This window comes from Methylosinus sp. RM1 (genome assembly GCF_011378635.1).
GTDB classification, from domain to species: domain Bacteria; phylum Pseudomonadota; class Alphaproteobacteria; order Rhizobiales; family Beijerinckiaceae; genus Methylosinus; species Methylosinus sporium.
Genome location: NZ_WOVC01000006.1, coordinates 20654 through 36158 on the forward strand (window position 1 = coordinate 20654; position 15505 = coordinate 36158).

At 63.6% G+C, this 15505-nt stretch carries 17 protein-coding genes and 1 tRNA gene; 6 read left to right on the forward strand and 12 right to left on the reverse strand.

The genetic code is table 11. The features are described 5' to 3' along the window. Positions 1-130: 130 nt before the first annotated feature. From FMZ75_RS05490 to FMZ75_RS05525, 8 genes are all read right to left on the reverse strand, one after another. On the reverse strand, positions 131-499 hold the full coding sequence (locus FMZ75_RS05490) for an iron-sulfur cluster assembly accessory protein (protein WP_185966512.1): 369 nt from the start codon (positions 497-499) through the stop codon (positions 131-133). A gap of 57 nt (positions 500-556) precedes the next feature. Beyond that, a complete protein-coding gene (locus FMZ75_RS05495) occupies positions 557-982 on the reverse strand; it encodes a VOC family protein (protein WP_166141623.1) in 426 nt (141 codons plus the stop codon). 15 nt (positions 983-997) lie between these two features. Continuing rightward, complete coding sequence (locus tag FMZ75_RS05500) at positions 998-1354, reverse strand: iron-sulfur cluster assembly protein (RefSeq protein WP_026598750.1); 357 nt, start codon at positions 1352-1354, stop codon at positions 998-1000. A 69-nt stretch (positions 1355-1423) separates the two neighbouring features. After that, positions 1424-2674: a cysteine desulfurase gene (locus tag FMZ75_RS05505; RefSeq protein WP_166141624.1), complete on the reverse strand. Its 1251-nt coding sequence runs from the start codon at positions 2672-2674 to the stop codon at positions 1424-1426. Next, on the reverse strand, positions 2671-3975 hold the full coding sequence (sufD, locus tag FMZ75_RS05510) for a Fe-S cluster assembly protein SufD (RefSeq protein ID WP_166141625.1): 1305 nt from the start codon (positions 3973-3975) through the stop codon (positions 2671-2673). The genes FMZ75_RS05505 and sufD overlap by 4 nt, the downstream gene beginning before the upstream one ends. Positions 3976-3985: 10 nt before the next feature. Then, positions 3986-4735 carry a Fe-S cluster assembly ATPase SufC gene (gene sufC / locus FMZ75_RS05515; RefSeq protein WP_142863303.1) on the reverse strand — a complete coding sequence of 250 codons (750 nt, stop codon included), beginning with the start codon at positions 4733-4735 and terminating at the stop codon, positions 3986-3988. A gap of 140 nt (positions 4736-4875) precedes the next feature. Beyond that, the gene (gene sufB / locus FMZ75_RS05520) at positions 4876-6345 is read right to left on the reverse strand and encodes a Fe-S cluster assembly protein SufB (protein ID WP_108918175.1); all 1470 of its coding nucleotides are present in this window, start codon (positions 6343-6345) and stop codon (positions 4876-4878) included. A gap of 67 nt (positions 6346-6412) precedes the next feature. After that, positions 6413-7573, reverse strand: coding sequence for a cysteine desulfurase family protein (locus tag FMZ75_RS05525; protein ID WP_166141626.1), 1161 nt, complete (start codon positions 7571-7573; stop codon positions 6413-6415). A gap of 301 nt (positions 7574-7874) precedes the next feature. On the opposite strand from FMZ75_RS05525, the gene FMZ75_RS05530 reads away from it, so the two are divergent. Next, a complete protein-coding gene (locus tag FMZ75_RS05530; RefSeq protein WP_108918173.1) occupies positions 7875-8549 on the forward strand; it encodes an alpha/beta hydrolase in 675 nt (224 codons plus the stop codon). Between the two features lie 302 nt (positions 8550-8851). Here the strand turns inward: FMZ75_RS05530 and FMZ75_RS05535 are convergent, their stop codons facing one another. Next, a complete protein-coding gene (locus FMZ75_RS05535) occupies positions 8852-9421 on the reverse strand; it encodes a redoxin family protein (protein ID WP_166141627.1) in 570 nt (189 codons plus the stop codon). Positions 9422-9637: 216 nt separating this feature from the next. On the opposite strand from FMZ75_RS05535, the gene FMZ75_RS05540 reads away from it, so the two are divergent. Beyond that, positions 9638-10081, forward strand: a complete 444-nt coding sequence (locus FMZ75_RS05540; RefSeq protein WP_142863300.1) for a hypothetical protein — start codon at positions 9638-9640, stop codon at positions 10079-10081. Between the two features lie 100 nt (positions 10082-10181). On the opposite strand, the gene FMZ75_RS05545 is transcribed toward FMZ75_RS05540, so the two are convergent. Next, positions 10182-11303 carry an anhydro-N-acetylmuramic acid kinase gene (locus FMZ75_RS05545; RefSeq protein ID WP_166141628.1) on the reverse strand — a complete coding sequence of 374 codons (1122 nt, stop codon included), beginning with the start codon at positions 11301-11303 and terminating at the stop codon, positions 10182-10184. 172 nt (positions 11304-11475) lie between these two features. On the opposite strand from FMZ75_RS05545, the gene nhaA reads away from it, so the two are divergent. The 4 genes from nhaA (at position 11476) to FMZ75_RS05565 (ending at position 14691) form a co-directional block, all read left to right on the forward strand. After that, positions 11476-12675: a Na+/H+ antiporter NhaA gene (gene nhaA, locus FMZ75_RS05550; protein ID WP_166141629.1), complete on the forward strand. Its 1200-nt coding sequence runs from the start codon at positions 11476-11478 to the stop codon at positions 12673-12675. A 45-nt stretch (positions 12676-12720) separates the two neighbouring features. Further along, positions 12721-13059 (forward strand): hypothetical protein, encoded by a 339-nt coding sequence (locus tag FMZ75_RS05555; protein ID WP_166141630.1) that lies wholly within the window; start codon positions 12721-12723, stop codon positions 13057-13059. Positions 13060-13162: 103 nt separating this feature from the next. Continuing rightward, on the forward strand, positions 13163-13525 hold the full coding sequence (locus tag FMZ75_RS05560) for a hypothetical protein (RefSeq protein ID WP_166141631.1): 363 nt from the start codon (positions 13163-13165) through the stop codon (positions 13523-13525). Between the two features lie 431 nt (positions 13526-13956). After that, entirely contained in the window at positions 13957-14691 is a 735-nt protein-coding gene (locus tag FMZ75_RS05565; protein ID WP_166141632.1) for an FkbM family methyltransferase, read from the forward strand. A gap of 127 nt (positions 14692-14818) precedes the next feature. Here FMZ75_RS05565 and FMZ75_RS05570 read toward each other — a convergent pair. Both FMZ75_RS05570 and FMZ75_RS05575 read right to left on the reverse strand, forming a co-directional pair. Beyond that, positions 14819-14892, reverse strand: a tRNA-Cys gene (locus tag FMZ75_RS05570). Between the two features lie 178 nt (positions 14893-15070). Beyond that, positions 15071-15388, reverse strand: a complete 318-nt coding sequence (locus tag FMZ75_RS05575; protein ID WP_142863295.1) for a GCG_CRPN prefix-to-repeats domain-containing protein — start codon at positions 15386-15388, stop codon at positions 15071-15073. Positions 15389-15505 lie beyond the last annotated feature (117 nt).

Below are 15505 nucleotides of genomic sequence, written 5' to 3' on the forward strand. Positions count from 1 at the left end.
CGCGCTCGATTTCGAGCCTGCGGCCTAGCGCCTTACGCGGCTGGGCGCAATCCGTTTTGCGGGTGTCGCGGGGCAGAGCGAAGGACGATTTTTCCGACCGCCTCGTCGCCCCGCTCCGCGCGAGACGGACTCAGCCGCTCACATGCTTCTCGACCGCGCTCGGATCGACCGGGTTGAGCTCGACGCTCTCGCCGCAGCCGCAGGCCGAGGTCTGGTTCGGGTTCTGGAACACGAAGCTCGACGAGAATTGCTGCACATCGAGATCCATGCGCGTGCCGAGCAGATAGATGACCGCCTGGCCGGCGACGATGACGCGCGCGCCTTTTTCCTCGATCACCTCGTCGCCCGGCGAGGGCTCGGCCAACTCCATCTTATAGGCCATGCCGGCGCAACCGCTCTTCTCCACCGAGATGCGCAGGCCGATATTGGGGTTCTCGGCGCCGGCGAGCAGGCCGCGCACGCGCTCCGCCGCGGAATCGCTGAGGCTCATGACGTTCATCTGTTCGCTCCCTACATCCCTTCGTCTGCCGCGTGAATGCGCGACCCGACGTCGCGATCAATAATTCTTCCATATGCCCGGCGTCGCCAGCTCGACGAGATTGTCGTCGGGATCGCGGAAATAGAGGCTCCGCCCGCCGCGCGGCCACTCCATCCGCGCCTCGATCGGCACATTCTTCTCCGCGAGCCGCCGCTCCCACAGGCCGAGATCCTCGGGCCGGATTGCGAGCGCGAAATGCAGACGCCCGCGACCTTCGTGCGGCGGTATCTCGCCCCCCGGCAGAACAACCGCCTCGCCCATTGTTTCCCGCGCAAAAAGTAGAAGAACGCTACGCGGTCCGCAATCATAAGCTATGAGCCGCTGATCGGCGAACATTGGCTCGAGGCCGAGCGCGTCCTCATAGAAATGCGAGGCGCGCGCCAAATCCTCGACATAGAGAGCCGTCTCGAGACACCCGTCGATCTTCGGCGCGGGCGCGTCCATCGGCTCTCCTCACTCTCACCACATATCGAGAGTCATGCGCGCTTCGTCCGACATGCGGCTCTGGTCCCATGGCGGCTCGAAGACGAGCTTGACGATGACGGCCATCACGCCCGGCACGAGGCTCACCGAGCTCTGCACCTGCTCGACGATCTGGCCGGCGACGGGACAGCCCGGCGCGGTCAAGGTCATGTCGATATAGACGACGTCCTCGGGCGTGATGTCGATATTGTAAATCAGGCCGAGCTCGAAAATATCGGCGGGAATCTCGGGATCCTGCACGGTCTTCAGCGCGGCGACAATGCCTTGCGTCAGCCGTTCGACCTCTTCCTTCGATCGGCCCGCGGGCAGGGACTGCTGCTCATCCCGAGTCAGCTCCCGACCGGTCACGACTTCCTGCGGCTCCACCGCGTCATCGGTCTTGGTCACGATTCTGTCTCCTCATCAAGAAAACAGCGCCTTTGCTTTCAGCAGCGCTTCCGCCAGGCGATCGACCTCGTCGCGCGTATTATACATTGCGAAAGAGGCGCGGCAGGTGGAGGTGACGTTGAAGCGCTGCAATAGCGGCATGGCGCAATGGGTCCCGGCGCGCACGGCGACGCCGGAGCGGTCGATAACGGTCGCTATGTCGTGGGCATGGGCCTCCGGCATGTCGAAAGCGACGATCGGTCCCTTGTCCTTGGCGTGACCGAAGATTCGAAGCCCCGGTATAACGGAGAGGCGCTCATGCGCATAGGCGGTGAGATCGGCCTCATGGGCGCGGATCGCCGGGCGGCCGATCTTCTGCATATAGTCGAGCGCCGCGCCGAGGCCCGCCGCCTGCACGATGGGCGGGGTGCCAGCCTCGAAGCGATGCGGCGGCGTGTTGTAGGTCACATAGTCGCGCGTGACCGTCTCGATCATCTCGCCGCCGCCGGCGAAGGGCGGCAGCTTCTCGAGCCATTCGCGCTTGCCATAGAGAGCGCCGATGCCGGTCGGTCCGTAGAGCTTATGGCCGGTGACGATGTAGAAATCGACGTCCAGCGCGCGCACGTCGACATCGAGATGCACCGCGCCCTGCGAGCCGTCGACGAGCACCGGCACGCCATGAGAATGGGCGATGCGCACGATATCGGCGATCGGCGTCGGCGCCGCCAGCACATTGGACATATGCGTCAGCGCGACAATCTTGGTCTTCGGCGTGATGAGCTTCTCGAAATCCTCGAGCGAGAAGACGCCGTCATCGTCGGTCTCGATCCATTTCAGCACCGCGCCCTTGCGCTCGCGCAGGAAATGCCAGGGCACGATGTTGGAGTGATGCTCCATGATCGAGAGGATGATCTCATCGCCCTCGCCGATATGCGCGAGCCCATAGGAAGAGGCGACGAGATTGATCGCCTCCGTCGCGCCGCGCGTGAAAATGATCTCCTCGCGATTCTCCGCGTTGAGGAAGCGGCGCAAGGTCTCGCGCGCGCCCTCATAGGCGTCGGTCGCCGCATTGGCGAGATAATGCAGGCCGCGATGCACATTGGCGTATTCATGCTCGTAGACCTGGGAGATCCGCTCGATCACCTGCCGCGGCTTCTGCGCCGAGGCGGCGTTGTCGAGATAGACGAGATCCTTGCCATAGGGCTTCTCGGCGAGGATCGGAAAGTCGCGGCGGATCGCCTCGACATCATAGGCGGGCGTGGCCTCGGCCAAGAGCGGCTGGTTCACTTCGCTCCCCCTCGCTTGCCGAGCCAGCTGCGGATGCGCTCGAAATAGATGTCGCGCACCGCTTCCTCGCCGAGCGCCTCGACGATCTCGCCGGCGAAGCCTTCGATCAGCAGCGCCTCGGCCTCATGCTTGGGCAGGCCGCGCGCTACCAGATAGAAGGTTTGGTCGGCGTCGAGGCGTCCGCAAGTGGCGCCATGGCCGCAAACGACGTCGTCGGCGAAAATCTCCAGCTCCGGCTTATTGTTCATCGTGGCGTTCTCGCTGAGCAGCAGAGCCCGCGACTGCATGGAGCCGTCGGTCTTCTGCGCGCCCGGGCGCACCACCACCTTGCCTTGGAACACGCCGGTCGACTGACCGTCGAGCACGCTGCGGAAACGCTCGCGGCTCTGGCAATGAGCCGCGGCATGTTCGACGACGAGCGTCGTATCCGCGTGATCCTTGCCGCCGAGCAGGGAGATTCCGTCGAGCGAGACGCTCGCCTCCTCGCCGGCGAGTCGCGCGAAGATTTGCCGACGCACGAGGCCGCCGCCTTCGACGAAGCCGAGCGATTTGAACGCGGCTTTCGCCTGCGCCGTGATCAGCAGGCTGAACAGGCGGATGGCGGATTCCGATTGCGGGCCGATGTCGGCGATATGCTCGACCTCGGCGCCCGCGCCGATCGCGAAAGCGAGAACGTGGTTCTCCTGCGCGCCGGAGGGCGAGAGGGCGAGCGAGGTCTCGACGATCTTCGCCTTGGCGCCGTCGCCGACGATGACGAGCGAGCGCGTGAAGGAGGAGCAGGCCTCGCCGCCGGAGGAGAGCAACAATATCTCGATCGTCTCGGCGACTTCTGTCGCCGGAGCGATGCGCAGCACCACGCCGTCCTGCATCAGCGCCGCATTGAGAGCGATGACGGCGTCGGCCCCGGCGTTCTCCGGCAGGCCCAGCGCCGTGAGGACGGAAGCGTCCTCCTTGGCGAGGACATCGGCGAGAGAGGAGAGCTCGACGCCGGCCGGCAGAGAAGCGACGTCCGACAGCTCGGGACGGAACGCGCCGTCGGCGACGACGAGACGCACACGGCCGAGGGTCGTCGGCGGCAGCGTGATCGCTCCCGGCGCGCCGAGCGGAGCCACTGTGCGCAGCGAGGCGCGCAGATCGGTATAGTGCCACGCCTCGACGCGACGCGTCGGCAGCCCTTTGCGCGTGAAGAACTCCCACGAGGCCTGGCGCAACGCGGGCGCGCCCTTGCCCTTCATCGCCTCGAAGGCGCCGGCGAAGGCCGTCTCGGCCTCGCTCTTCTTGTCGATCGCCTGCACGGTCATGATCTTATCCTCACGCCGCTTCGCCGACATAATCGCGATAGCCGCTCTTCTCGAGCTCGAGCGCGAGCTCCGGCCCGCCGGTCTTCTGAATCTTGCCCTTGGCCATCACATGCACAGTGTCCGGCTTGATGTAATCGAGCAGGCGCTGATAATGGGTGATGACGAGGAAGCCGCGCTTCGGCGAGCGCAGCGCATTCACGCCCTCGGAGACGATGCGCAGAGCGTCGATGTCGAGGCCGGAGTCGGTCTCGTCGAGAATGCCGAATTTGGGCTCCAGCAGGCTCATCTGCAGAATGTCCATGCGCTTCTTCTCGCCGCCGGAGAAGCCGACGTTCAGCGCGCGCTTCAGCATGTCCATGTTGATGCCGAGCTTGGTGGAAGCCTCGCGCACCATTTTCATGAAGTCGGGCGTCTGCAGCTCTTCCTCGCCGCGCGAGCGGCGCTGCGCGTTCACGGCGGCCTTGAGGAAGGTCATCGTCGCGACGCCCGGAATCTCGACCGGATATTGGAAGGCGAGGAACACGCCCTTGGCGGCGCGCTCATGCGGCTCGAGGTTCAGAATATTCTCGCCGTCGAGCAGCACCTCGCCCTCGGTGACGTCATAGCCCTCGCGGCCGGAGATGACATAGGAGAGCGTGGATTTGCCGGTGCCGTTCGGCCCCATGATGGCCGCCACTTCGCCGTCCTTCACCGTGAGGTTCAGCCCGTCGAGAATTTTACGCTCGCCGATGGAGACGTGGAGATTCTTGATTTCGATCATGGTGTCGTCCTGTTGGCTGTTCGCTGTCGTGCGAGGGACGTTGCAAATCGGAGGCCGCTCAATCGGGGCCGTTTCGTCGCCCGCCTGCCTCGTAAAGAGGCGCTCAATAAACGCAGAGCGCCTCTTTGCTCATCGATACGTCAACCGACGCTGCCTTCGAGGCTCACTGCAATCAGTTTCTGCGCTTCCACTGCGAATTCCATCGGCAGCTTCTGCAGAACGTCGCGCACGAAACCATTGACGATGAGCGCCGTCGCCTCTTCTTCGGAGAGGCCGCGCTGCATACAATAGAACAGCTGGTCCTCGGAGATTTTCGACGTCGTCGCCTCATGCTCGAACACGGCGGAAGCGTTCTTCGACTCGAGATAGGGCACAGTATGCGCGCCGCATTTGTCGCCGATGAGCAGGCTGTCGCAATTTGTGAAATTGCGCGCGCCTTCCGCCTTGCGATGCGCCGACACCTGTCCACGATAGGTGTTCTGCGAATTGCCGGCCGAAATGCCCTTGGAGATGATGCGGCTCTTGGTGTTCTTGCCGAGATGGATCATCTTCGTGCCGCTGTCGACCTGCTGATAGCCGTTCGACACTGCGATCGAATAGAACTCGCCTTGCGAATTATCGCCGCGCAGAATGCACGACGGATATTTCCACGTCACCGCGGAGCCCGTCTCCACCTGCGTCCAGGAGATATGCGAATTCTTGCCGCGGCAATCGCCACGCTTGGTGACGAAATTGTAGATGCCGCCCTTGCCCTCGCTGTCGCCGGGATACCAGTTCTGCACCGTCGAATATTTGATCTCGGCGTCGTCGAGAGCGACGAGCTCGACCACGGCGGCGTGCAGCTGGTTCTCGTCGCGCTTCGGGGCCGTGCAGCCTTCGAGATAGCTGACATAGGAGCCGGCGTCGGCGATGATGAGCGTGCGCTCGAACTGTCCCGTGTTCTTCTCGTTGATGCGGAAATAGGTCGACAGCTCCATCGGGCAGCGAACGCCCGGCGGGATGTAGACGAAGGACCCGTCCGAGAAGACGGCGGAGTTCAGCGTGGCGTAGAAATTATCCGTCACCGGCACGACTGAGCCGAGATATTTGCGCACCAGCTCGGGATGCTCGCGCACCGCTTCCGAGATCGGGCAGAAGATCACGCCGGCCTTGGAGAGCTCCTCGCGGAAGGTCGTCGCCACCGAGACCGAGTCGAACACCGCGTCCACAGCGACCTTGCGCTGCTCGACTCCGGCCAGCGCCTCCTGCTCGCGCAGCGGAATGCCGAGCTTCTCATAGGTGCGCAGCAGCTCTGGATCGACCTCGTCCAGCGACTTGGGGCCGGGCGTCGATTTCGGCGCGGAATAGTAATAGAGGTCCTGATAGTCGATCGCGGGATAATCGACGCGAGCCCATTTGGGCTCCTCCATCGTCAGCCAGCGCCGATAGGCCTCGAGCCGCCACTCGGTCAGCCATTCGGGCTCGTTCTTCTTTGCCGAAATGAAGCGGACGATATCCTCGCTGAGACCCTTTGGGGCCTTTTCGGATTCGATATCGGTGGTGAAGCCGTATTTATATGCGTCGACGTCGATCTCTTCGACGCGCGCCACCGTCTCCTGGCGAGCCGCCATTTGTCCTCTCCTCGTCTCGACGGGTTCAAGGCCCGCCGGCCGAAATTAGAGCCGCCTAAGCCGCCCTTCAGGCGGCCGTCCGCCGCGCCCTGATCCTCTTTGCGACCCCTGCAAAAGCGATACCAAACAAATCTACATGCTCCTCCGTCGAACTCCAGCCCAAACTCGCCCTGAGCGCGGCTTTGTCCTCGAGGCCCATAGCGGCGAGCACATGGGAGGCTTTCACCTTGCCCGAGGAGCAGGCCGAGCCGGAGGAGAGCGCGATCCCTTCGACGTCCAGCGCCATCAGCAAGGTCTGCGCTTTCTGGCCCGGGGTCAGAAAGGCGGAGGTATTGGCGAGCCTCGGGCCTTTCGCGCTGAGAAACATGGCTTCCGGCCAGATTTCCGCGACTTTCGCCTCCAGTCGGTCGCGCAGCGCGCCGAGCCTTTCGGCCTCCGCTTCCATGCCGTCTTTCGCGACTGCGAAAGCCGCGGCGAAGCCGGCGATGGCGGCCACATTCTCGGTTCCGGCGCGGCGTCCGCCCTCCTGGCCGCCGCCGCGCAAAAGCGCCTCTCTGATATGGAGCCGGTCCTCCGCGAACGCCAGTGCTCCGGCGCCCATAGGTCCCCCGATCTTATGTGAGGAAAAGAACAAAGCATCGGCCGGCAGGGCCGCGAATGTGGTCTCCAGCCGTCCGACCGCCTGGGTGGCGTCGCAGACCAGAAGCCCGCCTGCCGCATGGACGAGATCAGCCGCCGCGGCGACCGGCTGTATGGCTCCGGTCTCATTGTTGGCGGCCTGCAGGGCGAGCAGGATTCGTTTACCTTTGTTGCGCTGCAGCGTATCGGCCAGCGCATCGAGCGACAGGGCGCTTTCCGCGTCGAGCCCTATGGTCTCGGCGCGCGCGGCGGGGAAACGATGGCCGGCCAGAACGGCCGGATGCTCGCCGGCGCCGAGGAGCAGCAGATCGATCTCCGCCGTAGTTTGGTCTCGTTGTAAGAAAGGCGTCAAAATCAGATTGGCGGCCTCGGTCGAGCCGGACGTGAAGACGACATTGCGCGATTTCGTCCCAAGTCCCGCGGCGATTTCACTGCGCGCCTCCTCGATCAGCGCGCGGGCGGCTCGGCCTTCGGCATGGACGGAGGACGGATTGCCGAGCGTCTCCAGCGCCGCGAGCATGGCGTCGCGCGCCTGCGGCCGCAGCGGCGTGGTGGCGTTGTGATCGAGATAGGCGCGCGGTGCGGACATGAGGCGAAGCTAATCGTTCCGCAACGAGAATGGGAGAGGCCTGCGGCCGGCGAATTGCGATCTCGGCCGAGCTCGCGATCGGTCGGACAGAAAGCGCGGCGACCTTCAAAACTCTTGCATCTAGCGCCGTCACACATGCTAGAAGGCCCGCTCGGCCGTCAAAGGGCCGCGGGTTCGGAGCGCGCCGGACGCGCGGACGCCCGAAAGGGGCGCTTCGGCCGGAGCATAACGCATTTTCGGCCCCGGCGGAAACCGCTCGGCCGCATAAGGCGTTTTTCGCGCGGGGGAGACGAGGAACTCAATGCCCGAGGTCATTTTCACCGGCCCTGCCGGCCGGCTCGAAGGCCGCTTTCATCAATCGGCGCAGCGCGGCGCGCCGATCGCCATCGTCCTGCATCCGCATCCGCAATTCGGCGGCACGATGAATAATCAGATCGTCTATCATCTCTATTACGCTTTCGCCGAGCGCGGCTTTTCCGTGCTGCGCTTCAATTTCCGGGGCGTCGGCCGCAGCCAGGGCGCTTTCGATCACGGCGCCGGCGAGCTCTCCGACGCCGCGGCCGCGCTGGATTGGGCGCAGGCCGTCAATCCGGAGGCGCGCGCCTGCTGGATCGCCGGCGTTTCCTTCGGCTCCTGGATCGGGATGCAATTGCTGATGCGCCGGCCGGAGATAGAGGGCTTCGTCTCGGTCGCGCCGCCGGCCAATCGATTCGATTTCTCGTTTCTGGCGCCGTGCCCGTCATCGGGCCTGTTCATCCATGGCGACATAGATCGCGTGGCGCCGCTCAAGGAAGTGACCGGCCTCATCGAAAAGCTCAAGACGCAGAAGGGCATCGTCATCGAGCACGCCGTCGTGCAGGGGGCGAACCATTTCTTCGAGAACCGCATCGAGCCGCTGATCGCTCATGTCGATTCCTATCTCGACAAGCGTCTCGGCAATCCGCCGCGCATCGCCATTCCCGCGCGTGGCGACTGACGACGGTCGAAGAGCCGAAAGGGGAGCGCGACGCTATGCGGGCGCCGCGCTTTTTTCATGTCTGCGATAGGGAGCGCTCCCGCCGTCCCCACGATCCGCTGAGACGGGGCCGGGGCGGGCCGGATGGCGGGGCGCGGTCTCGAGAAAGAGAGCCGCGAACCGGCGGGAGCGGGAGAAGACTCTTCTCTACGCGCTCCGAGCTCAAGTTAAATTTTGTCAATATTGGAAGAGGCGCGGAATAAACGTCGCCGCCTGACGCTCAATTCTTAATTACGAAAATTTAATGTGCGCATTCGACGCTCTCACGCGCCCTTGGCCAGCGCCGGCAGCACGCGGGTCGCGATCGCGTCTTCGTCGATCGGTCCGAGAATCGCGATATCGATCTTCGGACCCGGCGCCACGACAAAGCTCGCCGGAACGCCGCGCGCGCCGAGCGCCCGCTGGAGCAAGGCGCGCTCGTCCCGTCCGACCGCGACGAACGGATTGCCATGCTCGGCCAAAAATCTGCGGGCGTGGTCGGGATCGTCCTTCACATTGGCGCCGTAGATGGCGACGCCTTTTTGCGCCAGCGCCATCACCAGATGATGCTCGGCCCGGCAACTCGGGCAATAGGAGGCCCAAAGATAGAGCAGGGCGTGCTTGTCCGCGAGATCAGCGGATGCGAATCCGGGCGTCGGACGCCCATCGGCGAAAGTCAGCCCCGGCGTCGGCGGCAGGTCGAAAGCCTCGATCGACAGAGTGTTGAAGAAGCGGGCGGAGAGATCCTTTCTCGACCAGACTTCCGCGCCGACAGCCGCTAGCCCGAAAGCAGCCAATAGCAGGCCGCGCCGGCTCGTGGTCATGCGTCTGTCGTCATTGGTGGCCGCGCGCATCTTCGCTCCTGCATTCGCCTCGCCGCAGCTTGGATTGGAAACCTTCAATATGGAATGAACAGGGCGGCGCGTGCGAGGCGGCTGGTTCTTGACAATTGCGATTGTCCTGCTTCATCGTTTCTGAACGATTGCTTCTCCCCACGCGCGGAGAGTGGGGCGGCGCCGAATTGTTCCGCGGAAAATCTTCGATATGCGGCCGATTTCAGGAGGCTCTTCATGAAAATTTCGAGACGATGGCGTTGCGTCGCAATCCTATTCGCTCTGGCGCTGGCGGGTTGCAACGTCGGACCACAGGTCAGTTTCGCCAATGGCGGCAGCGAGGTTCTCATCCGACGGGAGGCGACGGTCGCGTCGGGCGCGCTCGTGCGCCTCCACACTCTGACCAATAATATCGATCCGGACTGCTCCAGCATTCGCCGCGCCGACGTTCGCGTCGCGCGGGAACCGCAGCACGGGCGTCTGACGATCGTGAGGTCGGTGGTTTATCCGGGCTTTTCGCCCGGCAATCCGCGCGCGCATTGCAATGGCAAAGGGACGCAGGGCGCCAAGGTCGAATATCGCTCCACGCCCGGTTTTCAGGGCGACGACCTCGTCGAATATGAGATTTGGACATTCAACGGCGGGCGCCTGCGGTACACGGCCGTGATTCACGTCCTTTAGAGTGTCCGTTCCAGCCGAAGTGGACACCGCTTCGGCGTTGGAAACGCGTCAAAACAAAGGCCGAGAGTCATTCCGTGTTCCAATGAAACACGGAATGACTCTAGCGCATCGTCCGATCGGATCGGACAATCCGGCCGCCCTTGGTCGGCGCGCTCACCCCGGTCGTTCCGGGGAAGGTCAGCGGCTGGCCGTTCAGCACACGCACCGCGAGAAAGGCGAAGGCCTGCGCCTCGATCGCATCGCCCATCCAGCCGACCTCGGCCGCTGTGGCGACCGGGCAGGGGAGGCGGCGGGCGAGCTCGCCCATCAGCGTCGGATTATGCGCGCCGCCGCCGCAGATGATCGCGCGCGCCGGAGCAGAAGGCCTCTGCCCGAAGGCGAGAGCGAGCGAGGCCGCAGTGAAGGCGGTCAGCGTCGCGGCCGCGTCCTCGACCGAGAGCTTATCTGTCAGGTGAAATGAAAAATCATTTCTATCCAATGATTTCGGATAGGTTTTTTGAAAATATGGATGAAGAAGGAACGATTGCAGAACGGCCTCGTCGACGCGCCCTTTGGCGGCGGTCGCGCCGTCGCGATCGACCGGTTGGCCGGTTCGCGCGAGCATGAGATCGTCGATGAGCGCATTGCCGGGGCCGGTGTCGAAGGCGACGGGCTCGGCCGCGCCGCCATCGACGAAAGTGACATTGGCGACGCCGCCTATGTTGATCACGGCGGCCGGCCCTGCGATCCCGCTCGCTGCAACCAGAGCGCGATGATAGGCTGGAACCAATGGCGCGCCTTCGCCGCCGGCGGCCACATCGTCGGCGCGAAAATCAAAGGCGACATCGACGCCGAGCCGCTCGGCCAGCGCCTTCGCGTCGCCGATCTGGACGGTCAGCCGGCGCTCGGGCCGGTGCAGGACCGTCTGCCCGTGAAAACCGATGATATCGACGGCGGCCGGATCGAGCTTCTCGTCGCGCAGGAACGATTCGACCGCCTGCGCATGGCGCTCGGTGATCAGACGCTCGGCCGCGCCGACCGCGCCCGGCCGCGCCTCGCGGTCGGCGAGCCGCGTCGCTTCGGCGAGGGCGGCGCGAAGCAGATCGCGGTCCGCTTCGGAGTAAGCGAAAAAGCCAGTCGGTCCGAAGACGAGTCGCGCTTCGCCATCCGTGTCGAGCAAGGCGACGTCCACCCCGTCCATGGACGTGCCGGACATGAGGCCGATGGCGCGGGAGAGGGTCATTTGCGTCTCCTGTCGGCGTCGATATCCGGTCCGCGTCCATATAGAGCGCTCTGAGCCGATCCGGTTTTCCGAATCGGTTTTCCGAACCGGATTTTCAATCCGGTTTTCCTTGCCAGATCGCCGCAAATCGCTCAACTGTGGCGCTTCTCGTTCATCTTGGGCGGAGCGCGCCGTGAAACATCATTCGCATCATGCGGAGCCTTCGACGCTGCGCCGTTTTCTCGCCAGCGAAGCGGCCGGCGGCGTGGTGCTGATGGTGAGCGCGGCCGTCGCGCTGGCGCTCGCCAATTCGCCTTGGGCGTCGGCCTATCACGATCTGCTCGAGGCGCCGATCGCCGGTCATTCGACGCTGCATTGGATCAATGACGGGCTGATGGCGATATTTTTTCTGCTCGTCGGCCTCGAGATCAAGCGCGAGCTCGTCGATGGGCATTTGCGCCATTGGTCGGCGCGCGTTCTGCCGGGCGTCGGAGCCCTCGGCGGCATGGTCGCGCCGGCGCTGGTTTTCGCCTATTTCAACGCCCAATCGCCGCAAACTGCGCGCGGCTGGGCGATTCCTTCGGCGACCGACATCGCCTTCGCGCTCGGCGTGCTGGCGCTGCTCGGCGATCGCGTTCCCGGCGCATTGAAAGTGTTTCTCACCGCTCTCGCCATTCTCGACGATCTCGGCGTGATCGTCATCATAGCGGTCTTTTATGCGGGCGAGCCGTCGGCGGCGCCCCTGCTCGGCGCCGGGGTGACCTTGTTTCTGCTGCTCGGCCTCAATCTCTTCGAGGTGAAATTCCTCACGCCCTATCTGCTGCTCGGCGTTGCGCTGTGGCATTTCGTGCAGCTCAGCGGCGTCCATGCGACGCTCGCCGGCGTTCTGCTCGCCGCGATGATTCCGCTGCGCCTCTCCGGGCCGGATCCGGAGGAGCATACGCCGCTGCACCGGCTCGAGAATGCGCTCGGGCCTTTCGTCGCCTTCATCGTGCTGCCGCTCTTTGGTTTCGCCAATGCGGGCGTGGCGTTTGGCGGCGGCGATCTCGCGGCGGGCGGGGGGCTGGTTCTGCTCGGCGTGGCGCTCGGACTCTTCCTCGGCAAGCAGGCCGGGGTCTTCGCGGCGATCGCGCTGGCCATAGGGACGCGCATCGCGTCCCGGCCTCCCAAGAGCGGCTGGGGCCAGCTCTACGGCGTGTCCGTCCTCTGCGGCGTCGGCTTCACCATGAGCCTGTTCATCGGCCAGATCGCCTTCGACGCCGACGAGGGGGCGATGCGCGCGACCAAGATCGGCGTGCTCGCCGGCTCGGGCGCGTCCATTCTGCTCGGCTCACTGGCGCTGTGGATCATGTCGAAGCGCGCGTCGGCAGGACGCGCGCCGATCGACTCGTGAAAAATAGGGTAAGCTCGATCGGCTCCATTTCAGCGAGGTCGGCTCATGGCCAATTTCAAGCTTCCTCTGTCCGGGGACGTCGCCCAGACGATCAATCCCTGGACTGCCGTCTTCAGCCCCTATGGCGGACAATTCGGACTCGTCAACATAAATCTCGGCCGCTCGAGCGCCCCTCGGGTCGAGGAGGATGTGCTCGCGGACGTCGGCAGCTATGGCAAGCAGCTCGGCCGCATCGGCGACGCTATGGCCGTGCTCTTGAAGCATTTTCATCCGCAATGCGAGCTCACGGCGGAGGAGCGCGCCGCGCTCGACGTGCTGACGGCGATGCTGGAAGAAATCGACGCGATCAAGCGCCGCCATGACCGGCAGGTCGCAGCGCCCTGACACAGAGCCCTGACGCGCGTGCGACGCGCCCACCACAACCTTGACAAGCGTTGCGAACCGGGTTGAACTCGAAATTATTGAATTCGAGAAAGTAGGATTTCCGATGGATCAAGTTTTCAGAGCATCCAACAGCCCCGAGGTCATCGAGCTCTATCGGCTGATGCGCGCGCTTCTCGCGCTGCGGGACATGTTCGATGGGGCCTATGAGCGGGCGGTTCTGTCCATGCTGCCGGAGGCGACGCGTAAGCGATTCGATCGCATCGCGAATTGCGCGGACGACCATGCCGGCGTCGCCGTGGCGCGGCCGATCCTCGACGACTCTTATGACGCGCTCGAAGCCGTGTTCGACGAATATAAGCACGAGGTGGCCGAGAGCCTGCTCGCCGCCGCCCTCGCGGACACGGTCGCCGATCTTCCCGAGAAATTGGGCGCTCTGGAGAAATCGCTGCTGAGCGAGCGCCTCTAGCCGTTCCCGCCGAAGGGGACGCCGCTCAACGTCGGAAACGCGTTGAAACAATAGCTTAGAATCTCATTCGCAAAGTATCGAGAGCGAGTCCGAAGGTTCGCGGTCCAAGGGCGCATCCCGGACAGCGAGCCTTCCTGCTCGCTCTTTCGCTTTGTTCGATCTGGCTGTCGAGAGAAGGGGCGCGGCTGGAGGCCGCGGCGGGACTTCCAAAAATGAACAAATTCATGATGTCAAACACATGGTGAGGGGTTTTTCAGACGTCGCCCCTCAGATTGTGCGGCCCGCAGAAGCGGCCTAGAAAGAAAAGCTCGACGAGTTAAAGGGCGCCCGCGGGCAGCAAAAGGATCGCATCGAAGCTGCCGAGGCGCCGACCACGTTCATCGAGCTGCGCGGCAAATTGTAGCGGCAGCAACGAGTAGCGAGGCGAGCGAATGAAGGTGCGTCAATATGCGAAGCATATCGTCAATAGCACAGTCGCCACATTCGGTGCGCGCGTCGTCAATGCCGAATGGGGGCCGCGTGGATTTCAAGCCGCATTTCGCCAGATCGCTAGAACAGGATGGGCGCCGGCCACAGTTTTAGACATCGGCGCATCGACCGGGAGTTGGTCACGAGAGTGCATGTCGATCTTTCCATTGGCGCAGTATTTTTTGGCGGAGCCATTGGAATACAAGTGCACGGCGCTCAAATCTTTAGCTTCTTCCAACAATCGCGTTCGCTATTTCCTCGGTGGAATCGGCTCCAGGAACGGTCAACTCGAACTCAACGACAACGACGCACAATCGAGCTTTTTCTCCAGCCATGATTTCCATGGAGTCAAGCGGAGCGTGCCTGTGCGAACGTTGGACTCGTTCCGGGACGAGCTCGGATTCCAGGCGCCGATGCTGCTCAAGGCCGACGTTCAAGGATTCGAACTCGAAGTTTTAGAGGGCGCGAGGGAATGCTTGCCATTTGTCGATGTGATGCTGCTGGAGGTGTCATTCCGGCGCATTTACGACAGTGGCCCGCTCGCGCATGAGGTGATCGCATACGCGGGGATGAACGGGTTCCGCATGTATGATTTTGTCTCGTACATGCAGCGGGGCTGCGATGGCGCGCTCTTGCAAACAGAGATTGTTTTTGTGCGGGATGGAAGCAAATTGTTCAATGACGAGCGCGCGTTTTGAGTGCGCCAAAAGCAAGTGCGTCAAGCAAAAGAACAAAAAGCCCCGACGCCGAAGCGCATACTCCTCGAAACCAGCATACCCGATAGCGAGCTATCGGGTAATCCCACCCATATGTGAGGATTGATGTTGGAGGCCTCGGAGGGAATCGAACCCCCGTACAAGGATTTGCAGTCCTCTGCGTAGCCACTCCGCCACGAGGCCCCAGACGTGGGCGCCGAAAGCTCGACGTCGACGTGAGAAGGCTCGCTCATACAGGACCCGGCGGCGAACGGCAAGACTCCGTAGCGACAGTCTGATTGCAACAGTCGGTCTCGTCGCAACAGCGTTGGCGCGGCGCGCAGAACTCGGCGAGCTCTTCGGTTCTACGCGCCGTGGCCGATCACCAGCGGTTCGGGACGCAGCGGCCCCACTGATTGGCATGGAAGCCGGGGCCGCAACGGTAACCGTGACGCGGTCCATAGACCGGCGGAGGACGGTAGCCCGGACGCGGACCATAGGCCGGCGGCGGCGGACGGCGATGCGGGACGCAGCGTCCCCAGGGATCGACGTGCCAGCCGGGGCCGCAACGATAGCCGATAGCCTGAGTCAGCGGGGCGGCCACTCCTTCCGCCAACGGCGCGAGGGGCAGGGCCATGGCGGACGAGGCCTCGACGCCGGCGAGCGCCAGAGCGGCGAGGAAAGCGACCTTCAACTTCATTTGTCTCCTCCTGTCGGGAATGCGAAGCGAGGGCCTGAGCATCGCCCCATGCGGGTGAACCGATGGTGAATGCGGCACGAGATCATGGCGTTAACAGATTGTTAATCGCATTGCTAA